Source organism: Thalassospira xianhensis MCCC 1A02616, assembly GCF_003326475.1.
Taxonomy (GTDB): domain Bacteria; phylum Pseudomonadota; class Alphaproteobacteria; order Rhodospirillales; family Thalassospiraceae; genus Thalassospira; species Thalassospira xianhensis.
Map to the genome: position 1 here is coordinate 135789 of NZ_JPWA01000008.1, position 22099 is coordinate 157887.

Genomic DNA, 22099 nt, shown 5'->3' on the forward strand with positions numbered 1-22099 from the left:
ATGTCCGACCAAAACGAAGATGCTGCGGCAAAAGCAGAAGAAGTTTCTCAGAATGACACAGATGCCGTTCTTGCGTCCGCTCAGGATGAAGGTTCGCCTTCGGAAGATCCTGTAAGCTCGGAAACGGTTGCTGATACCCAGGCCACCGAGGCACCTGCTGTTCGACCCGGGCTGTTTGCTGGGGCAACATCCACAAACATGCTCGAAATGTCATCGGATGCGCCGCAGGTAGATCCGGTGGAGCCGGATGCGGCAGTTGAAGAGCCGTCGGCAGTTCGCACCGGTCTCTTTGGTGCTGCAAAATCCAAGAGTATGATCGATCAGGAGCGCGATAAACCAGTCGACGACCCTGCGTTTCAGACCGTTGAAGGCAGTCAAGCCATCCTTTCCGGTGAGGAAGAGAACGAGCAGCATATGAAAGCTGCTCGTGAAACAGCCCAAAAGGCACTTTCTGGCGGTCTCTTCGCCAACGTCAAACAGGCGAGTATTGTTGACCTGGAGGCAAAGCACTCCCGGGAACACGCCGATATCATCGAACAAGACAAGAAAGCGCTTGAAGAAGCGGCTATTCACGAACAGACCATGGCACTTCTGAGCGACGACCCCGGATTTACAACGGTTGACGTCAAAAATGCGAAAATCGATCCGAACCTGATCAGTAAGACCCCGTGGACGGAAAACGGCAAAATCGTAACAGATAGCCTGAAGGCCCGTGACGCCAGGGAGGCCGCTGCGGCATTGGCGGAAGCCGCTCAGGGACTGACGGGTGATGGTGAAACAGCACAGAGTGCCGCTGAGCATCTGAACGCTGGTGCAACAACCGAAGCCCAGCAGGAAGCCGCACTGAGCGATGATTTCCCAACCTATGAAGCCGTGGACGGCCTTCATGCCGATATGATGTCCTCGTTGCTGGCCGCACGCCAATCCGCCTTGGGAGAGAACCGGGCAAAGGTTAAAATGACGGAAGAGCAGCGAAAGGCTCTTGAAGAACAGATTAACGCGGACGCTGCGATGCGCCAGCAGGACGCGCAGCGTCAGGGCCCGCCCTCCGTTCTGGGCTCTCTGGCTGGTCTGTTCCAGAGCGACCCAAGTGGCAAGCTTCGCAAAGAGCATGCGAAAATCACCGCTGATTCCATCAGGGGGTCGGCTTTTGGCGAACGTGTAGTTAATCAGCAGTTCCGTCAGATGACCAACGCTGCTGACAGCATGTACCGGTCGTTTGCCGATCTGGACTCGAAGGTCAAAGACTTTAACCAGAAGTTTGCGACTTCGGCCGACGGCAGAAAGTTTCTTGACGCCCTTGATTATGTGGCCGACAGACGAAAAATTTCTGTTTCGACTCTCCGGGAACATCTGAACGACCTGAGCAATCACGACCCCAAAGACACCGTCCTGATGAAACTGCGTCATCGTCAGGATAAGCTCTGCAAGTCGCCCGAATTCCAGAAAGACCTTCAGGAAATCAATATGATTTCCGACAAGATGCGCCGGAATGGCAAACGGTTTGCAGCTGATCTTCAGATGCTAAAGCGCAATGGCGTCGACTTTGCCGGAATCGAAGACCTGGGCACCAAACTCGCCGAAGGCATGAAGATCGATGACCCGCTTCTGTCGAAACCGGGCGAGGCTGGTAAACTTTCGAAGGCACAGGATGACCTCAAGAAAATGGTCGACCACCTTCGCAAGGTCATTGAGGGTTTCTTCAAGACCCTCACGTCACTGTTCTCGCGCAGTTCCAGTGCCGCGTAACTGAAAGGACCAACTATTGTCCGAACTTTGGATAATTGAGGCCCCCGGAAAGGCGAGGACGCTTGAAGGCATCCTCGCCCGATTGGGCTTGGATGCCGCCGTACAGGCGACCAAAGGGCATTTACTTCAGATGCCAGAATCTCTTGGAACACTGGGAATTGATAAAGATTTCCATGAGTACGCTCGGGCACCCCAGGACCTGGACCTATATAAACGCATCCGGACAATGGCAAGGTCTGCCAGCAAGGTTATCATCGCGACCGACGCAGACAGTGAGGGTGATGTTATTGCGTGGGATGTTGCCGAAGCAATCGCAGACATTCAGCCTCACCCGATCCGCGTGCGGCTCAAAGGAATGGACGATGAGTCTATTCAGGAAGCTTTGGGTGCAGCCACCGAAGTGTTAAAAGCCGATGCCATACCAGGCCGCACCCGCGCAATCATTGATCGAATGATCGGCGCGACCTTCTCCAAACCGGGAGTAACCGTTGGGCGGGTAGCCACCGCAATGCTTGGCGTCGTGATTACCGAGAAGCCCACGGTCTGGCGATTGAACCTGTCCGCACCGGCAAAGGACGGCGGGAGGCCATGGCTGACAAATGTGGACGTGAAGCCGCCGATGTCTTTGAGTGACGCCCGCCAGCTCGAAAAAACAGCCTTCCCCGCACTGTCCATGAAGTCGTCAGACCAGGCCGTCTCCCAACCAGCCCACATGGGAGACATTATCGTAAGGGCATCTGAAGAGCTTGACATGAGGCCGTCAGAAACAGCGCGAGCTTTGCAGCGCTCTTATGAAGCCGGGAAGATGTCGTACCCGCGGTCAGGGTCTCGCGGCATGAGCCCGGTTGCTGCACGCAAACTGAAGAAGATCCTGCAAAAATCGGGTTACAAGTTCAATGAAGAGTCTGTAGCTGGGAAACCCGAGAACGATGTTCACGATGCCCCGTATCCGATTGGAAATGTCGACGTCACCAACAATCCGGCGCGACTTGGCGAGGATGAAGGGGTAAGGGGGCTTGTTGCGCGAGACCTTATCAAGACGGGACAAAAGCACGTTAAGGAAACCGCTGACAGCTCGAAAATCCGCAATCACTTGCTGTCCGAAGGCTTCTCGCCAGAGGTGGCGCAAATGATTGCCAGCCTGAATTGGCATCGTGAGCAAGGTCCGCGATATCCGGGTCAAGTCAGTTGGTCGGAATCCAGACTGGAAAAAAGAAACCAAGATGCGGTTCTGATGGAGAGCGTCATGAAGGCGGGACTTGGTCGTCCCTCGACTTGGCCCAACCACATTGAGAGTTTTCTGAAGCGGGACCTTGTCGATGAAGACTTCAAGCTCACCGAAAAAGGGAAAAGCTGGCTGCGCCAGAGCCCTCGTGAGCTGATTAACCCCAAACTGTCTGTTGCTATCGAGAACGCCTGCGAAAATGCAACCGCCAATCTTGATGTGTCAGGCCGAGAACCATGGGAGGTACTGGCCCAGAAAATTGTCACGGCTCTTCCCGGGAACATCCAGGCACCGTTGGTCGGCTCCGTTGAGAATGTGCAGTCTCGGCCGCGAACAGATTTCAGGCACATGGTTGAAGCCGGAATCGATTTTGATAGCTTAACCGTTCACAACGCTTTCGCCTACACACCAGACTAGAACCGAAACAGCGTTGAATATGCGCTAATTTCTGACAACAAATGTTTAAACATTTAAACATTTGGCCCATGTAAAAGTGACCTTTATGAGACCGGACCACAACCTTCCCCTTCCACGTCTATACCTTGACCTTGATGGTGTGTTCTTCGATTTCGCCCGCACCGTCAAAGAGAACTTTGGTGTCAACTGTGATACGGAATCCCTCGATCCAGTTTGGGCGAAAGTCCGGTCAAATCCGAGCTTTTGGGAAACCTTGCCTCTCCTTGATGATGCTTGGGATTTGTGGTTACACGTCCGAGAGCTGTCACCAATCTTTCTGACAGGTGCCTGTGACCCAATCCCGATTGCAGCAATTGGAAAGACCGCCTCAGTGAGGAAGGCCTTCGGTCAAAACCCGGTCTATGTCACACGTGCGTCTCAGAAGCATGAGTTTGTCGTTCCCGGGGATATTCTCATCGATGACTCCGAACGCAATATCGAGCAGTGGCAATCGGCCGGAGGTGTCGGCATCTGTCACAGGTCCGCCGATGAAACCATTGCCACCCTCAACGAACTGCTGGGGCCAGAAGGGCAGCTTCATGATGCGCTATATATGCGACATGTCCAGAAGTTGCGGTCAGCCCACAAAGACGCCTATCATTCCAAAATTGGATTCTGGGAACTCCCGACCGAAGCTCGCCAGTGTGTCATTGCGCGCTTTAGCCCAACATTTGCTGACGTTGGTCGCGACATGCGGCTGTCCTCAAATCATGTTCTCTCACCAACGCCAACTGCGGGTATTGCCAAGATTTGTGTCGTCGGCGAGCACGTTTTCACAAGCGACGGACTGCATCTGCTATTTGTTCTGGTGAACGATCAACTAACGGCTGAGGATGGCACCGTCCATCATGTGGTGGTAGCACATAACAATCTCGAGGCCCCGGATGAACGGTCAATCATCGTCGCCAACGCCTTCTTCAAAGCTCACGGTGCATTTGCCTGCCACAACATTCCTGAAGCGGTCGAACTTCCTGGGCACGCTATGTGGAGAGGTCGCCCCGACCTTAAGGTGCGCGGGCTGACACCGACCCCAAAGGTCAGCTCTGTCACGCCTTACCAGTTTCCTGACGGCAGTACAGGGACCGTTGAAGTGGTATCGTCGCTTGATTTGGAGGTAACGGTTTATCGTAACCGTGATAGCCAGATCCATCACCCAACCCTGCCTGCCATCATCCGAAGAATACCTTCCCTGGACTCTGTTGAGTTCTCGGCATGGTACCAAAACGGGGAGTGCTTGAGGCAAGTGCTTCCATCGCGGGATATCCCGGACGAATCCAAGATGAAAACAAATCCAAAAGTTTAAACATTTAAACTTTTAACTGCGCGAAGAGGGCCAGAAAAGTTTTCTGGCCCTCTTTTTTCGTGGTGAAACCTCGAATATGTGTCAGAATCGCGCCCGCTACCAAAAATGTTTACGTTTCGATAACCACTTTGATCGCACTTTGACCTATGTCCTATAAAGGAGGTCCTAATGGCGCTTCAGAAAGCAGTTGTTCCAAGTCCTGAGATTCCCCAGGCGGAAGTGGGAAAAACTTCTGCCAGCCGCAAGAGGAAAATCGTCACCATTGCCAGCCCGAAGGGCGGGTCTGGCAAGACCACCGCGACAAGAAATTTGGCCGTCCTTGCAGCCTTGGAAGGCCTCACTGTGGCAACCGTTGACTTCGACCGGCAGCGCACGTTGACCAAGTGGTGGGGGAAACGTCCCCCTGAATGCGCGCCGATTATTCATTACGAGGTTACTCTTACCGACCTTGAAGAAGTCGCTGCCGTCGCTGAAATTGACGATGCCGACATTATTCTCGTCGACACCCCTCCAAGCGTTGAAGACCATGCAGAGGCAATGCGCATGCTCATAGACATGTCTGACCTTGTTCTGGTGGCGACTTTCCAGGGTGGGGACGACCTGGACTCCGTCATCCCATGGATGCAGTATCTTCGCCAAACTGACATTCCGGCCGCATTTGTTCTTGGAGGAACGAAGCGGCGAACAATCTCCCTTGAAGACGCAAAGCGGAAGCTTATTCAGAAAGGGGAGCTGTGCCCGATTGACCTTCCCCACTATGAAGATATTTCTCAGGCTGCCAACGTCGGGTTAGGGATTGCAGAAATTAAAAATGCGAAGGGAGCCGAAGACGCCGAGGGCATCTGGCACTTTGTTCGCGGCAGACTGGCAATTTAAGGAGGGCACTTCGATGTCAGGTAAAAAGCTTCAACCGGCAACACGGGCTACACAGTTCTCTAGAAATGTCCTGAGAAAACAAGGGATGTCGACTGATGAACGCGTGCATGAGATGCAAGGTGTCTCATTCAATCTCAATAACAAAAGCGAATTTGTTGCTGAGATTAAGGTCCTCTGGCGAGAGGCTCAGGCTCGCTTCATCCTTGTTGGCAAGTATCTTATGGCAGCGAAAGAGCGCCTTCCTCACGGCGAATTCGAAGCCATGATACTCAATGACCTTCCCTTCGGCAAAGGTGTCGCCTATCAGCTACGCAGGGCAGCTGAGGCCATTGAGAATGGCCTACTTATTGAATCCGAAATTCCGCCAAACTATTCAACCGTCTATCATCTGTCGACACTTGCATCCAAAGAAATCCAGCAAGCTCGGCAAGAGGGGGTCATCCACCCCGAAGTCACGATGGCTGAGGTGAAGTCTTTCAAGAGGAAACTCCGCGTCATCGATGCCGTGGAAGTCGATGACAATGGCAACGATGTGGAACAAACTAAAGTGCGGACTGAGCTGTTGGGCCGCCGAGCCACCATTGTTAGCCAGATTGCCAAACTTGAAAAAGAGCTGGAGAGCATAGATCGCAAACTCGGCTTAAAGTCAGTCTCGTAACCTACACGATACCGTACACACGAAACGAAGAGCGACCGGTCAGTTCTTGCACTACCGGTCGCTCTTTAATTTTCGGACCATCATGAAGCAGGCGTTCAAGGATATTTGCACAGGCGCGGGATGATATGCCGAGCTCAGTTGATGCTGTGGTGGTGGTCACGGCAATTCTCTTAAATAGCAAATCGACCACTCTTGGCAAATTTGACGACGATCTCATCGAAAAATCGACCTCCTCAAATGCCCTGTGAGCGGCCTCTAAGCGATTTAATAGGCCGTAGGTGCCGAGACACCCCAACTCCACTCCACGGGCAAATTTTCGATGCCAGCGTGAGTCCGGCCCCGGACTGAACGAAAAGACATCCTCATGAAACCCGGTAGAAATCATCACCCATGCTTTTTCGGTCAGTCCGGACCGCGCAAGCCAGGCGGATGCCAATACACGACCAGCCTCGGGGCTAATCATCTCGTCACAGCCTGATGTGTTCCAAAGATACAAAATCTCGGCCGCAGCCATCAGGGGAGGGATGCCTTTCCATCGAGAGACATTCTCAGCGGAAAAGACCTCTTCCAGTCCATATCGGATATCATCAAAATCACGCTGCTCTCTTTGACCGGCAGAAATCCAACTTGTTTGGAACCCCGTCCCGGATTTTGCTTTCAAGCGCAGTCGGGTCATTGCGACCAGTCGAAGAGGGGTGAACATCTGCCTCGGACTGCGTCGACTTGCGACACGCAGAAAAGGCAATAGATCTGCCGTTCTGCTCATTTCGTTCGAGATTGGGCCGTCGTAGGCGTCAAAGGCCACCAAACGCAAGTCTTCCGGGATGACATAATCACCACTAAGGCGCGCTGACGACACAGCTTCGGCCAGTACAGCTCGTTCAATCCATCCTTCACGCACCCGTTCAGGAGCCAGACGCAGACTTTCGTTCAACTTGGTAATTGCTTGTGTGGCATCGTTCAGTCGTTTAACGACGCCCAGAGATATCTCTGCGGTCTCTGTCAGCCCTTGGAACCCGAACATGCCCACCTCCTAACATGTTCGTCAACATACTTGTTTTCTCGATGTTCGTCCACGACTTTGGCGTGGCATCTAAATCGCCAAATACAGCGATTCAGCATGTCAATTCGGAAGCTAACTACACCTTAGAGTCACTATACCAGACACTCTCATTCTTGGCATTTTTCCCTGTCGGAACCGACCATTTTCCAAAGAAAAAAGGGGAGAGCAATGCTCTCCCCTGTGAGGATCTTCGCAGCAAGTTTGCTCGTATTTTAGTTAGCTGCTTCCGCCTTTTTCGCGCGGGATTTTTTGCTATTGCCACGTCCAAGGCCAACTTGAATTGCGTAGTTGCTTTTCTGTTTGGCATAGTTCGGGGCAACCATCGGGTAATCCGCCGGGAGGCCCCACTTCGCGCGATACTCTTCCGGGGTAAGTCCGAATGCACCATTCAGGTGACGTTTAAGCATCTTCAGCTTTTTGCCGTCTTCCAGGCAAATGATCCAGTCGTCGGTAAGCGACTCACGGATCGGAACGGCTGGCTGCTGTCCAGTCTCGCTTACTGGGCGCTTGTTCTCCGCGATTGCATCGACAGTTGCCTGTGCCGCTGGCGCAGACGCTGCTGGAGCGGCGGGGGAAGAAGTCGGTGTCGTTGGCGTAGCAGGCCCTACTTTTACAGAAGCAGCCTGGGCATTTGCAAGAGAAGCACTGATCTGCGTAATCAGGTCCGGCAGAGTGCTCGCATCTTTCACTGCGCCGTGCTCGATCAGGTTGTTCACGATACCAGCAACAATGGTTGTTGTATCAGGAGTTGTTATTTCGCTCATGTCTTATCTCCGATGAATTACGGTAAATGACGCCTCACAAGAAGCTGTTTACTAGACTAAAAGATAGTTTGCAAGCAAAGGATGCCAAAAAAAGCAAAAAATTTAACAACAGCCCTCATTTTTGGCGGAAAACTAGGGAAAACGAACCAGCCGATCCTTCTATTTTGCTTCACTATATAGAGAGCGGCCATCGCTTTTCTTGTTTGAGAAAGGAGAACATAACGAGAACATTTGTAATTACATGCCGCGTACATAAAGGTAAGAAAGGATAACAAACAGATTTCTGCTCACCATAGACTATTTCAAGCGGAATTTTGGAAGGGCAATGTAAAGCACACTAATACCTAAGAAAGAAAGAAGTGATGTCTACTTTGCTTACATTAACCTTTAGTTAATCTCTGGAGTACCAAGACCACAGTTAACATTTTTAACTAAAGCACTCAGCTTTACATTCACTAAAAAAGATAGGTTAACTATCCTGCCCGTTATCCTTTTAGTTCTGGTGAATCTGCAACCTAGACGTGGTATTTTCCCTTAATTCGAGCGGTTGAGGGACCGATATACCATCTTAAGGCTTTCTGTTTTTTCTGGTTCTCTCATCGTGGAAATAGCCCCTCCCACTCGTAAGGGTAGGCCAAATTTCGGACGAAACGGCAGCACACCTGCTCCACCCCTATGGTTGATAATCCGTCGCCGTAAGGATTACTTTGATGCAAAATCTTTGGCCGGAGCGAAGGGAAAGCCTATCTTTGAGGTCAAGAGCCAGCATGCCCCAGAAACTTTGCTTACTTTCTCCCCAAAACGGCAAAATTCACGTAGGCTGCCTTCATTATATCGTCTTCCTGCACCCGCTGTAAGTTCATAAAACCCCGACAAAACGTGCGGTTATGCTCCACGATACGGAATTTTAGGATTAAAGTCCTACATATGGGCTAGGTTTGTACTTTTGTCGCGGCATCCTCTTTTTTGCTTATCTGTGTTCGGTAACGAGTCTTTTGAGTTTTGGGTGGGGAAGAGGACTTGCTGCTAGCAATCGGCTAAATTCGCGATCGATATCTGTGAGGCATCCCAAGGCGACTCACCCATTGAGCATTTCATATGTTCATTAGCAGATGCCCGAACATCATTTGATGAATATCGGCCTCGTAAAAATTCTACTTGAAAATCTGGTTCTCCACGAAAGAAATCGCCGAGAATCCTGACCGGTTGCTCAGTTATGCCGCGTAAACATGCCCGTGCGGTTCTTGGCCTTTGACTTGGTAGTAGGCCAAGGTCGAAGCCAAGCAGGTAATCTAGAGGAGCCAGCTTCAAGGGTGCGGTTTTCCTAGATAAAATCAACATTTTGAAAGAAAAATTTATTAACTTTTGATCTTTTCCTTGACTGCTAATGGAAAATAGGGAAAAAGAAGCACACGCCATTGACGAAGTTCCTTCATGGATTGTCGAGAATGAGCCTCACAACTCGCTTGTAGTCCCATGCGAATAAGCTTCCTTCAGCTTGGCAGGTTGGTTAACATTGTTCCCCTATCCCCCAGAAAAGTGCGGAATTTCTGCCCTTTGCGAGGGATAGGGGAACTTTTATTCCTGGCCGCTTGTGCGTCCTTCCTGATGGCCAGTTTTCCAAATTACCCTATTGCCAGTTCAGGCCAACCTGTATAATGTTGACAAAGACAATTTGGCAAAGAGGCTCTCATGGCACATTCCGACCTTTCGGCTCGTTACGCAGAATTAACCGCGAAGCTTATTTCGGCATCTGGTATCTACCATGCGCCGGAAGCAAACCCGTCCGGGTTCATCATGACTGACGAAGCCTATGATGCCATGAGACGGGAGGTTCTCCAGATGGAGAGAAACCATCCGCACCTTGTTGGGACGACGGACTGGAAAGATGAAGTTGGCACAACCCCTTCGGCGGCTTTCCAGCAGGTCAAGCATTCCGTACCGATGCTTTCGCTTGATAATGCCTTCTCAGGAGAAGACCTTTCTGATTTCGTATCCCGGGCAAAAAAGGAACTTGGGCTACCAGAAGGAGAGGTGCTCGAGTTCATCACCGAAACCAAAGTCGACGGCCTGTCGAACTCTCTGCGTTACGAACAAGGGCGGCTGGTTCGCGCTGGTACGCGAGGTGATGGCACTATCGGTGAGGACGTCACAGCGAATGTCGCTACCATTAATGACATCCCGCAGGTGCTCTCGGCTCCATTCCCGGACGTACTGGAGATCCGGGGTGAGGTCTATATGAGCAAGGCGTCTTTCCTTGCCCTCAATCAGGCCCGTGAGATCGAAGGGGAGAAGCTCTTTGCCAATCCGCGCAATGCGGCCGCCGGAAGCTTGAGGCAGTTGGACCCATCGGTCACAGCCTCCCGCTCACTTGGATTCTTTGCCTATGCTCTCGGTGAGACCTCTGAGCCCATTGCAGAAAGTCAGAAAGCTCTGCTCGACCGTTTTGCCGCATGGGGATTCAAAACCACTCCAGGGACAGCCGTTTGCCGGACTGTCAATGAAATCATCAAACAAACTGAGTTCATTCTTGAGCACAGGGAAAGCCTCCCATTCGACATTGACGGTCTTGTGGTCAAGGTTAACCGCTTCCCCTATCAGGAAGAACTTGGATTTGTCAGTCGCGCCCCGCGTTGGGCAACAGCCTTCAAGTTTCCTGCCGAGCAGCGCCAAACCGTCGTTAGAGATATCGTTGTGCAGGTTGGGCGTACCGGTGTCCTCACTCCCGTAGCTGAACTTCAGCCCGTTACCGTTGGCGGTGTCGTCGTTTCCCGCGCTACCTTGCACAATATCGACCATATCAAAAAGCTTGATATTCGCATCGGTGACACCGTTACCATTCAGAGGGCAGGCGACGTTGTGCCGCAAATTACTGAGGTGCATCTCCAACACCGTCCTGAAGTGTCTGAGGCCTATGTACTGCCTCACAACTGTCCTGTATGCGCCAGCTTAGTTGTACGAGACGACGCCGCAGCGGCGATTTGCTCTGGCGGAATCCTTTGTTCCAGTCAGCTCACTGAACGGCTGAAGCATTTTGTGAGCCGTGATGTTTTCGATATTGAGGGGATGGGGGGTAGCCGAATTGAAGAATTGGTCGGTGCCGGGATGCTTTCACACCCCGCAGACATCTTTAAGCTCCACACCTTTGCAGGCCAACTGGAAACGTTCAACGGATGGGGTAAGAAGTCGGTGGCTACGCTGATGGTCAATATCGACCAGCGCCGCAACGTGGAACTCAGCCGGTTTATCACAAGCCTTGGAATTCGTGAGGTCGGCCGGACAATGGGGCGCTTGTTCGCCAATCATTATAAGACTCTCGCGAACTGGCGAAGCAACATGGAAAAGGTTGCTGCCGGAGATGAAGCCGCAACCCAGGAGCTTCTGAGCATCGACACTGTTGGCCCCATTATCTGCCGCGAAGTCGCTGCTTTCTTCGCCGACTCTTCGAAGCTGGAGATGCTTGATGCGCTGTGTCAGGAAGTTTCTCCTGCGGAGGTCGCAACCAGTGCAAAGGCAGAAAACTCACCGATCATTGGTAAAACGATCGTCTTCACCGGGACCATGACAAAGATGAAGCGCCCGGATGCTGAAGCAGACGCTCGGGATCGGGGCGCAAAAACATCTGGCAGCGTATCAAAGGCGACTGACATTCTTGTTGCCGGTCCTGGGGCAGGTTCAAAGCTTGCCAAAGCAACATCACTCGGCGTGAAAATCCTGTCCGAAGATGAATGGTGGAACATGGTTGGAGCCACCGAGTAACTTTTTCAGCGACATCGGATTCCCAAGCCTGAATGCCCCGAGCGCCAGCAAGGATAGCTCGGGGTTTTTCTTTATTGATTTCGCTTATTCCTTGAATTTTTTCTACGCCAGCTTAGTATCCAATGGAGAATTAAGTAGGAAAAATCATGAACAGTATTTCATCGCGGACCTTTTGGGTGTCGCTTGCCGTGGCATTTGGCGTAACACTCTATGTGACATCGTCGGTGCTGGCACCGTTTCTTATCGGGGTGGCCATAGCATACATGCTGGACCCTCTGTGTGAACGACTTGATAGAATAGGTGTTCCGCGCTGGGCTGCTGCCGGTGCGGTCCTATTTGGCTTCTTCAGTACACTAACCGCAGTGTCATATTTCCTAATCCCATTTGTTTGGGGTCAGCTTGTGGATCTTGTAAAACACCTGCCAGAAATCCGAACAGCGCTAATGTCCTACCTCCAGCCTGCTTTGGACGCCGGGAAGCCGCACATCAGCCCGATGGTCATTGAACGAGTGCAGGAAATCGCAAACATTTCAACCGGAACCATCGTCTCCGGAGCGAACAAGATTGTTAAAGGAGCCGTTACCGGTGGATTGGCTGTCATGGATGTTTCGGTGATTTTCGTTCTCTCACCGATTGTTGGCTTCTACCTGTTAAAGGATTGGCCCGAGCTATCCTCTTTCATCACCGATTCCTTGCCGCGCGCATACGAAAAGAAAATCCTGGCCCTTGCGCGCGCAATTGACCAAACATTGGCCGCCTGGCTTCGTGGTCAAATGGTTCTGTGCCTGGTGCTTGCCTGCTTCTATATGGTCGCCTTAACCCTTTCAGGGCTAAAGTTCAGCCTTTTAATCGGGCTGCTTACCGGCCTTTGCGCGTTCATTCCTTTTGTCGGGTTTGCGATTGGCCTAACGGCGGCCTTGGTTGCGGCGGCCTTCAGCTTTGACACATGGACCGGTTGGGCTTGCGTTGGCTTCATCTTTGCCATCGGCCAGATGCTTGAAAGCTATGTCTTAACGCCCCGCTTGATTGGGCAAAGCGTTGGCCTCCATGAAGTGTGGGTCATGTTTGCATTAATGGCGGGGGGAGCCGTTCTCGGTTTTACAGGCGTGCTGCTTGCTGTCCCCACCGCAGCAATCCTTCGGGTGCTATTGAAATCCGCCTATGGATCTTATCTGGAAAGCGATTACTACACGAAGTGATACCGGTTGTGCCAAACAAGAAAGTGCCCCTCTGGTCAGGCCGGAGGGGCACTTTTCTTAGTGCATCGTTGTCGCCAGATGTCGGGGCAGGGTGTCAGGACATTCGTGTTCGCAAACGGCCCTACAGTTTTCCCTTAAGATGCGCGATACTTCGTCGACATCATACTCACCCGCCTCGAGGGTAACAGCGTCCAGAACCCCATTGATGCCTGCGGTAATAACAATTTGCAGCCGGTATTCACTGTCCACACTGAAATGACCGACCGGCTGATATCCGCTAGTTTCCCCAACAGTCTGCAATCGCGTCTCTAACTCAAGGGACGACAACTTCTGCATTACGAAGATTCCGCATCCCCACGGATTACCAGGATTATAGAAGGCTTCAGAACCTTTAATCACCGACCGCAGGTCGTCGCAGAAGCTTCCCATGTGGTCAGAAACAAACGTATCTGACATGTTGGCGATTAAGTGGTGATTCTGAGCTGCGCCACCCCCTGAGCGGACAACAAGCCCCATTACATGACGGAAGCACACCGGTGTGAAGTTACGACCAATATCCCGCGGACGCAAAAACACTCCAAGCTGGTCGTCTGCCTCGCTGAGAGACTGCCCAAAACTCGGAAAGGTTTCCGAGGGCAAGGTCAGATTTTCGCCGCCACTCGTGGTGGACATAGCCAAGCTGAGCGCCAGGACAGAACACGTGATGGGGTCCATGTTCCTGACATCTTTTGGATGAACCCAACCATTCGCGACATAGACCTGTTCATCCTCAGAGGCATATCTTTGAATCAAGTCTCGAACTTCCGGCACTGGGAGGTCCGTCGCTTCGAGCAAGTTTAACATCACCGGTAAAACGAACAGTAAGGCCTCCCTCCCATCTGCCAGCTCAACCCTTTGTGAGAGCCCCTCAATCATATCAAGTACCGATTTCCCGCTTTCATTGCAGGCTCCCTCTGAGACCGACACCACTTCATTCATGGCAGTAATGTCTTTGTCTTTGAGCATCTGCATAATCTGCTCGCGTACAACCTGCTCATCCATTTGATCCGAAAGGAGCAAGTCCGTGATTTTCTGTGCCTTGTTCATGTCGTCCACTACCCGGCCTTGAAAGCAAAATTATCCTTTATTTCTATTGCCTGAAAGGAGAACTTACAAGCAAAACTTGACCGCTCGCAAAACAAAACAGACGCCCATCATGTGAAGGGCGTCTGAATAAGGAATTGAATGACGTTGTGAGGCGTCACTACATCAAACCGGTCATTAACCGGAGATTATTTTTTTCCGAATGGAATCTCTACCACATTATCACCGAGCGGTCTTCCCTTTCGTGGCAACGGCACAACATTTCCGCTCGCATCCTCCTGCGCTGCCACCTCAGGCTTGTCCGCCTCCGCAATACTCACTACTGGCAGATGCATCTGGAATTTCGAATTGACATCCCGCAATTCGAAAATGGCGCCAAATGGAATGGTAATCATCGTTTGAACACCGTCAAACTGAAGGTACACGTCAAAATCATTGTCGCGGACTTCCATTCCGCTGAACAAGTGCTGAATGATAATGACCATCGCATTCGGGTAGAGAGCTTTCAGACGGGGAGGGATGACAACCCCTGGATAGTCGGTGACAAATCTCAGCTCAATTCCGTTCTCTTCACACGGACCGACCTTGCCCATGGTCGTGAGAACCTCAGCGATGGCATTGCGCGCATGTGCTGAGAAGGTTGCTAACATGTCGATAGGAGGAATGGTCATAAGATGGCCCAGCTCACTTGCATAGTGAAGATAACTTGACGTTAGGTTTTAGCCAATTTGCTTTATCAATTTTCCTTTGTCAACACATTATTATCCTTAAAGTGCGCAAGTGATCGGGGGCCTATATTTTCTTGCAAACCACCACTAGGACGGACTAAATATCACCGAGCAACTGCCTGTATATATTCTGGAGGTTACGAAGTGCCTAAATTCAAGCTACCCCCATTGCCCGGTGGCGGCAAACGTGCAAATCCGCCCCAACTGGAACAGACACCAGCTCCCTGTAGTTTACAAACCCCTGCGTACCGAGAAGAACATCTCCGTGCTCTCTTGCCGGGAGACCAGGTTGTCATCAGAACAACACAGGGCGGCATGCTTGGATACACTCTCGCAAACGTTGAGTGGGTCAATACCAAGAATGGTCGCTTTGGCGTCGACAAGACAGGTCTGTTGGCCTCCGGCGGAAACTCCTTCTACATGAAATCTGGAAAGAACACATTTGCACCAACGGGACAAACAAGAGCTTTTGCACTGACCGATGAACTTCGGAAATTTATTTCAGAGTATGGTGAGAACCCGCTATCTCCGTCTATCAGTTTGAAATACAAGGTGCGTTTCGATTAATGCCCGGCAAAGATTTCGTTTAGGTGAACCCAAAAGCTCCGTCTAAACTTTCCCTTCGTTCAATTGTGAAAGATTCCTGTTCACACACTCGTTCAAAATGAGCTACTTTGTGGCAAATGTGGACAGTTGGTTAGTATAGGAAGGTGGGGCTTGAGTTCAGAAGAAGTGGGAGGCATCGGCAGGCGCATCAATCTTTGCGAGAGAATTGCCGGTTCCAGATTGGCTTTAGCTGCCAAAACTGGAATTTCTGCCAGGACGCTTGAAAATTATAGTCATGGTCGAAATGATCCGAAGGCGTCGGCTTGTGTGCAAATTGCCGCGGCGACCGGCGTTTCGGTGCAGTGGTTGCTCACCGGATCTGGCGAAGTGTCGAAAGTAGCTGACGAGACAACTCGGAAGATCGTTTTTAACATCGCCTATTATCTGGCACGCAGTTCGGACGATGTAAAGGTTGACCCAAACACATTCGCTGACTCTTTCTTGGCACTTTTTGACTACAGCATCGAAAAAGAAGCAAACAGGGCGTTTAATGTTGAAACTTTTGAGAATGTAGTTGAGTTTGCATCAAAGCGATTTCAACAAGTCGCAAGCTAGAGAGTGATGCGATCTTTTCTTTCGTGCCAAAAAGGAACGTATAGAGGTGAACTTACATCATGTGAGTTCACCTGTTTTTGTGCATAGCAACATTGCAAAACCAGCACCCCTGACAAGCAAAAGCCGAAGTTACCATAGTCTTGCAAGGAAAACTTGCATCTATGGATTTCAAGGGGGCTATTATGACTGGTATGGTTATTGAAAAGCCGCGTACCAGAACCCGGAAAATTGCGACCGGGCTTCTGAATCGCTTCGGAACTTTTATCAAAACGTCGACTTTTGCTTCGAACTTTCGGGTGCGCTCCACAGAGCGGGCACTGATGCGGTTGTCAGACCGTCAATTGCAGGATATCGGCTTGTCCCGCAGTGACATCCCGGCGCTTGCTCGTGAACGTGAGAAGAATGCTTGACTTCTTTTGCGGCCGGTTCCGCCATATTGAGGCAGCTGCTTTGCTCAAGCAGCTGCCCTTTTTGTTCTTGCATAGTTATCCGTGACAATTCCTGAGACAAACAAACCTAATTGCTTCAGGACAAAGGCCAGATGCCTTCACAAAACTTCCATCATAAGCTCGGCTTGCTGCTGTTAAGCTATTTGCAGCTTGCCAGACAGCAACTGCACTCCTTGGATCAACAGAATCTAGCGACCTTGACCAGAACTCGAAAAGATATTGAGACCCTTAAGGAAAACATCAGTGTTCTTGAGGAGCGTGGCCCTCATACGTTGAACTTCATTTTTAAGAATGTTGCAAAATCGCTGCCATCTCTCCGTGAAAGACTTCTGTCGCTTAAGGCACGCGAGCGAGGTTGCCTTGAAAAATCTCGCCAGGTGGTCACGTCCATCAACAAAATGTTTGAGGCCGACCTCATCCTTGAAGATTTCATCTTCAGAGCAGCCCAATTGACATTTAAGTCGGAGAGAAATTACGCATTGGGTAGCCTTGAAACATTGGTCTCGCACAGATCTGAAGAACTCACGTCAACGGATGCAGATCCACTGGAAGCAATTGATAATTGCCATGCTATGATTCAGGCAGCGGCCCATCTCCTCGATGCGGAAGAAATAAGGCAACGTAAAAGGCTCGAGGCGACGGGGAATATCATACGCTTTCGGGATGCCACACTACATAAACACTTTTAGTTCAGCCGCTTTTTGGTCGGGATAGCTCACAATTGGACTTTGGTCAGGTGCACTGATGGTCAATAACAGCACATCTACAGCGTTCATCTCTGGAACGTTAAAGAGCCTCGGTATGCTTGCCGATCAGGCTGCAAAGCCAGGACGGCTTGAGCTGTCGTCGCTCATTCGGAAAGCCAAGTCCATCCAGTCTCGAATGAAAGAGGCGAAGGCTGTATGTGTGGCGGCCAGTATCAAGGTCAAAAGATATCGTATGGTGCCATTCTATGGTGCCCGACTTAAGCGTGACTATGCGACCAAGGTGCGGCGATATCAGGAACTCCAGGCGGAGTTGAAACTGCTGGCTCTGCGAGCGCAGAATGAGCAGTTCACAATCGAGCAGTCGCGCACAATCAGAAAGAACCTGCTGAAAGCCTACCAGTCTAGCAGAGGAAAACCATTTGGCCTTACTGCGGCCAAAGAGGTTGCCGAACTCGATAAGCGTGCTCAGTTCCTTCAGGATACTCTCGGAAAGGAGATGCAAAGCCCGGAAGCCCTGATTGCAAAGCTACTCGGTCTGTCCCAGATTGCCATTCAAATCAGTCAGTCGACTTCCGAGGCTGAGCCATTGAATATTGACTACACACATGTGGACAATGCCGAACCTGTTAGGTTCAATAGGCCTGTCGTAAAGTCGAAGAGCAAATCGGCACAACTGGCTTTGGACTTTGACGGGACTGGTCAGGTTGAAGAGGAAGAGCGTATCTGGCTCCCTGTCTCTGTAAGCAGGACACATGAAGTTCGGCAACTCGGAGCAAATCTGGATGCAAGCGCACCCCGGCGTGGAAGTCAGCTTTGGGTGCCTGTGTCACAGCGTCACAAGGTAGAGCATCTGCTCCCCCTGGCATTCAGGCGAGAAGCAACACAGTTTGAGTTTCCCCCAATCAGACACAATGCTGTAGGCCAGAATCTTTGGTCTGTTTTTGACAAAGACACTTGGAACCATATCAGGACGACAGCGTACGATCGGGCGGGACATCGGTGCCAAATCTGCGGAAAGCAGGGAGGAAGTCTATACTCCAGAATCTCGACAGCCGAGGAGCTCAAAAGAGGCGGCGTGGTCGACTGCCATGAAGTTTGGGAGTGGGAGCCGAGTGCTGATGATGCTCGTAAGGGAGTTCAGCGACTGAAGAGGTTGCTGGTCGTCTGCAAGGACTGCCACATGATGTTTCATGAGGGGTTCGCGCTATGGAAAGCTACGGAAGCCGGTGTCGACCGGTCGAAGGCAGCAACCTATATCAAGAATCTCAGAATGCTGGTCAACCGGTGCAACAGCGCGACACTCGAAAGTCAGCTTGCAGACGCCAATGAAGCCTGGACACAAAACAAGCAGGTTGAAGAGTGGGTCATTGACCTTTCTCATCTCGCCAACCAGGACTACATGGCCGACCGAACGATAACCCTCTCCTCAGACAATAAAGCAGGCATTGGACCGGATCAGATAGCAGGTATTTCCTTCAGAACGGAAGACGGAGTTCTGCACAGCCCCGCCACCGCAGAAAGCCTGCTGAGGTCTGCCGAGGCGCAGATGCCATTCTTCGGGAGAGGTGCAGGTTAAGCCGCAATTGCGGCCACTTGCTGTCCACGAAGATGATCCACCAGAGATTTTGCCACTGCGGCAAACATTGGCACGACAACCGAGTTGCCGAACTGACGCCAGGCTTGCGAGTTGCTGACGGGGATGTGAAATGGCGCGATACCGTCTCTGTCAAACCCCATCAATCTCGCGCATTCTCGTGGTGTGAGGCGCCGTGGATTCTTACCGCTTTGAGACACGAGAATTTCTGAGCCGTCCTTGTAGTATCTGGCTGATAGGGTTCTTGTAGCCACACAGTTGCCCGTGACAAGGCCATAGCCAAACGAATTACCACTAGCCTTGTGCTTGGCAGCGTGCCGTCGATGAAACTCCCACAGTTTGTCTGAAAGTGTGAACTTGCTGACGTCTCCGCCGGGCGCATAAACGCTATCCCATGACTGGGGTACTTCCGGTGTGTGAAGTATCGTGCGAAGGACTGGGCCTTTTTCTGGAATGCACACACGGTTGAAGTCGAAGCCCTCACCATCACGGGTGCCGACAATCACCAGTCGCTCCCTGTTCTGAGGAACCCACGACGCTCCATTCATAACTTGGTATCGGGTGTTCTTATAGCCCGCAGCACGAAGAGTTCTCAGAATAATAGCCATGGTACGGCCTCGGTCGTGGTGCTTCAGGTCACGCACGTTCTCCAGAACGAAAGCTTTCGGCTGCTTTGCGTTGATAATGCGCGCAACGTCGAAGAACAACGTACCTTGAGTTTCGTCTGCAAAACCGTGGGGCCTTCCCAGCGAGTTCTTCTTCGAGACACCGGCAAGCGAAAACGGCTGGCATGGGAAACCGGCGACCAATATGTCGTGTTCCGGGATTTCATTTTCATCGACGATGGTAATGTCACCCTTTATCGGGTGTCCAAAGCCAAAGTTTGAAACGTAAGTCTCGACCGAAAAGCGGTTCCATTCAGATGTGAAGACACATTCACCCCCTGCCTCCTGAAACGCCTGACGAAGACCTCCTATTCCGGCAAACAGGTCCACGAACGTAAATTCCGGATTGTCATTGGCAGGCCGAAAGACACCGCGTGACATTGCGACGGATTTCATCGCACAAAGCGCCCCAATGGGCGGCTCTTTACGCCCATTTTCCCAGCTTCGCAATGTTGTGACTGTGACCCCCAGCGCTTTTGCGGCTTCGGCCGAGGTATACCTGGCAGCCGCCCGATGAAGGAAGAATTCCGAATATGCATTCATAGACGACACGGTCGAGTTTTCCTGAAATAAGACACATTTCCTTTAAAGGCTCGCCTGGCAAAGGAAATATAACAAGGAAAATAGACAAAACCCGTCAATGGGACCGAGTGCGGCTAACTATTAAAGTCCCAGTTCTTCGTTAACGGCGGAGGTGCCGCTATCTGAACGCTTTGCCTCCGTACTCTGTCCTCACCAAACATGTTTTTGGCCAACGACTGAAGCTGAACACCAATAATCAAACTGGCTGTCGTGCACAGAAACACGAGGGTTAAGAACCCGATCCCATTCAAACTGACCTGCCTTGCAGGCATGACAATGTTAGCGACCTTTACGGGCTTTTTGCTGGATGAACCGGGGACTTTTCCAAAGGAGTTCGCATTATGCATTGGGCTTCTCGCTTATTGATTTGCCCTATTGTCCACTTTTGTCATGCAAGAAAGAAATCCCAGGAGAACATTAGCGTTCCTGCGAGCCTACCATGGGATTTCGTCATCAATTTCGTCCTTGTCCGGGAGCTGTTTGCCGCTCTGAGCATGACTTGAGGGCTTTGTGGTGGGCAGTTTAACTGACGATGCTTGACTGACGCTGCTGGAACCATCGCCCGCGTCTCCATCATCTTGCGGATTGGGGTCCTGAGGTTGGGTCAACATAGATGAGGATGTTGCATGGCTTGTTGCAAACATACCACCACCGGTACTGTTCTTTGCCTCCACGGTTGCAGGTGTAGTCTCCGGGGTTGAAGGTTTCGCGGCTCCAGCGCCGGGCAACCCAAAAGGACTCCTGCCAAACAAGCCTCCCGGTCGAGGCCCGATATTGTTGGACTTCGTGGGAACACTTGGCTTCGTGCCTACGGTCTGCCCGATAGGTTTGCCGTGCACCGCAGTAGTGGTTGCCACCGGTTTCTGAGATGTGGCGAACCCCGCAGGGGCCGCGGGCCGATCAGCTACAGCAGGAGAAGTTTCGGTTTTCGAAAGCGCTACTCCCGAGACACGAAATTCGCCAAAATCGTCACTAACCTCAACAATCCCATCTTTGCTCAATTCTCCCAGGACCATTACTTCTGACTTGACCGGAAAGGAGCTGACACGCTTTGCCAAAGACCCAGACAGCCGCACGTTGACAGCAACACTCTGTCCTCTCCGGCTTAAAACCGACACCACACACAGTGAAGCATCGCTTCCTGAAGACTTGAATTCACATATGGTTCCGACCACGCGGACGTCCGAAAAGAGAAAAGACACGATATACCTCATGAGAAACGTCAGGTGACCTTAAGGTATAAATAGCGCCCAATCAAGAAAACTGTTGCCATTTTCCTTTACAAGATCGCCATCACACCGGAAATATAAGGAAAATACCATAGCAACAAGGAAAATTGGTTCTCATTAGTCGAGCCCACTGTTTACTTTAATCTGTCACAGTCGGCCGAAGAAATCCGAGAATCTCGTCCTCTAACCATCTGCAAAATTCACGATTGGATGGCGCTTCGCATCGACCCGGAGTTTGGTAGCGTTGTGAAAGTTGGTTCCGCTTTTTCAGTGAAAGACTGGTAATCACTGGGCATGGAGCAGGATTTAAGGCGAAACTCGCTGAGTTGAACTGACTTCAGACCCATGCGTCTCTCCATAACGATATGTTCAGTGGTAGGTTTCCCGTGCAGAGAAACATGCAGAGAAAATTCACCTCTGAAAAGGTTGAGCCTTTGCACTTCAATGAGAACCACAATAGCCGATATCGAAATATCTAGAGCAGTAATGTCGTTGTTAGTTAAGTAGCCGACTGAATCTAATACGATTTTTATTTGACTTGTACTGTATAATGATGCACTAGGTTTCAAACCGGAATATACCAAAAGGAAACCGATTGATGAGTGCAGAAGAAGTCGGCAAGGTGGAAAGAGAAGAGTTGCTTCAGATGACAGTTGATATTGTCACAGCTTATGTGAGCAACAATGCAATCGCCCCTACTCAGATCAACGAACTCATTCAGGCAACCTTCAGTTCTCTGTCTGACTTGCACACCGCAGATCAAGACCCCGCGGAAGAGCCACTGAAACCCGCCGTTTCGATTAAGAAGTCGATTGGCGACGATTACATCATTTGCCTTGAAGACGGCAA

General features: G+C 51.1%; 18 protein-coding genes. 13 read left to right on the forward strand and 5 right to left on the reverse strand.

Annotated elements, in window-relative coordinates; all coding sequences use genetic code 11:
• From TH5_RS09045 to TH5_RS09065, 5 genes are all read left to right on the forward strand, one after another.
• Positions 1-1749 carry a hypothetical protein gene (locus TH5_RS09045; protein ID WP_114121588.1) on the forward strand — a complete coding sequence of 583 codons (1749 nt, stop codon included), beginning with the start codon at positions 1-3 and terminating at the stop codon, positions 1747-1749.
• Between the two features lie 16 nt (positions 1750-1765).
• Entirely contained in the window at positions 1766-3391 is a 1626-nt protein-coding gene (locus TH5_RS09050) for a DNA topoisomerase (RefSeq protein ID WP_114121589.1), read from the forward strand.
• 85 nt (positions 3392-3476) lie between these two features.
• Entirely contained in the window at positions 3477-4733 is a 1257-nt protein-coding gene (locus tag TH5_RS09055; protein ID WP_114121590.1) for a hypothetical protein, read from the forward strand.
• Between the two features lie 168 nt (positions 4734-4901).
• Positions 4902-5609: a ParA family protein gene (locus tag TH5_RS09060; RefSeq protein WP_114121591.1), complete on the forward strand. Its 708-nt coding sequence runs from the start codon at positions 4902-4904 to the stop codon at positions 5607-5609.
• 13 nt (positions 5610-5622) lie between these two features.
• Complete coding sequence (locus TH5_RS09065) at positions 5623-6267, forward strand: hypothetical protein (RefSeq protein WP_097053608.1); 645 nt, start codon at positions 5623-5625, stop codon at positions 6265-6267.
• A gap of 1 nt (position 6268) precedes the next feature.
• Here the strand turns inward: TH5_RS09065 and TH5_RS09070 are convergent, their stop codons facing one another.
• Together TH5_RS09070 and TH5_RS09075 are read right to left on the reverse strand one after the other, a co-directional pair.
• Positions 6269-7291, reverse strand: coding sequence for a DUF1403 family protein (locus TH5_RS09070; RefSeq protein WP_114121592.1), 1023 nt, complete (start codon positions 7289-7291; stop codon positions 6269-6271).
• A gap of 251 nt (positions 7292-7542) precedes the next feature.
• Positions 7543-8094, reverse strand: a complete 552-nt coding sequence (locus TH5_RS09075; RefSeq protein WP_114121593.1) for a Ros/MucR family transcriptional regulator — start codon at positions 8092-8094, stop codon at positions 7543-7545.
• Positions 8095-9786: 1692 nt separating this feature from the next.
• On the opposite strand from TH5_RS09075, the gene ligA reads away from it, so the two are divergent.
• Entirely contained in the window at positions 9787-11853 is a 2067-nt protein-coding gene (ligA, locus tag TH5_RS09080) for an NAD-dependent DNA ligase LigA (protein WP_114121594.1), read from the forward strand.
• Positions 11854-11999: 146 nt separating this feature from the next.
• Positions 12000-13052: an AI-2E family transporter gene (locus TH5_RS09085; protein ID WP_114121595.1), complete on the forward strand. Its 1053-nt coding sequence runs from the start codon at positions 12000-12002 to the stop codon at positions 13050-13052.
• Between the two features lie 57 nt (positions 13053-13109).
• Here TH5_RS09085 and TH5_RS09090 read toward each other — a convergent pair whose 3' ends face one another.
• Both TH5_RS09090 and TH5_RS09095 read right to left on the reverse strand, forming a co-directional pair.
• A complete protein-coding gene (locus tag TH5_RS09090; RefSeq protein ID WP_114121596.1) occupies positions 13110-14138 on the reverse strand; it encodes a hypothetical protein in 1029 nt (342 codons plus the stop codon).
• A 185-nt stretch (positions 14139-14323) separates the two neighbouring features.
• The gene (locus TH5_RS09095) at positions 14324-14806 is read right to left on the reverse strand and encodes a ClpXP protease specificity-enhancing factor SspB (protein WP_114121597.1); all 483 of its coding nucleotides are present in this window, start codon (positions 14804-14806) and stop codon (positions 14324-14326) included.
• Between the two features lie 201 nt (positions 14807-15007).
• Between TH5_RS09095 and TH5_RS25305 the strand changes: the two genes are divergently transcribed.
• The 5 genes from TH5_RS25305 to TH5_RS09120 all read left to right on the forward strand — a co-directional run bounded on the left by TH5_RS25305 (position 15008) and on the right by TH5_RS09120 (position 18756).
• Positions 15008-15430, forward strand: coding sequence for a hypothetical protein (locus TH5_RS25305; RefSeq protein WP_147250087.1), 423 nt, complete (start codon positions 15008-15010; stop codon positions 15428-15430).
• 150 nt (positions 15431-15580) lie between these two features.
• Positions 15581-16024 (forward strand): helix-turn-helix domain-containing protein, encoded by a 444-nt coding sequence (locus tag TH5_RS09105; protein ID WP_167443507.1) that lies wholly within the window; start codon positions 15581-15583, stop codon positions 16022-16024.
• Between the two features lie 161 nt (positions 16025-16185).
• Positions 16186-16434, forward strand: coding sequence for a DUF1127 domain-containing protein (locus TH5_RS09110; RefSeq protein WP_097053617.1), 249 nt, complete (start codon positions 16186-16188; stop codon positions 16432-16434).
• 131 nt (positions 16435-16565) lie between these two features.
• Complete coding sequence (locus TH5_RS09115) at positions 16566-17162, forward strand: hypothetical protein (RefSeq protein ID WP_147250088.1); 597 nt, start codon at positions 16566-16568, stop codon at positions 17160-17162.
• Between the two features lie 55 nt (positions 17163-17217).
• On the forward strand, positions 17218-18756 hold the full coding sequence (locus tag TH5_RS09120; RefSeq protein WP_114121601.1) for a hypothetical protein: 1539 nt from the start codon (positions 17218-17220) through the stop codon (positions 18754-18756).
• Here TH5_RS09120 and dcm read toward each other — a convergent pair.
• Positions 18753-19982 (reverse strand): DNA (cytosine-5-)-methyltransferase, encoded by a 1230-nt coding sequence (gene dcm / locus TH5_RS09125; RefSeq protein WP_114121602.1) that lies wholly within the window; start codon positions 19980-19982, stop codon positions 18753-18755. The genes TH5_RS09120 and dcm overlap by 4 nt on opposite strands.
• Positions 19983-21848: 1866 nt before the next feature.
• Here dcm and TH5_RS09140 point away from each other — a divergent pair.
• A partial coding sequence (locus tag TH5_RS09140; RefSeq protein ID WP_167443508.1) for a MucR family transcriptional regulator occupies positions 21849-22099 on the forward strand: 251 nt, incomplete at its 3' end.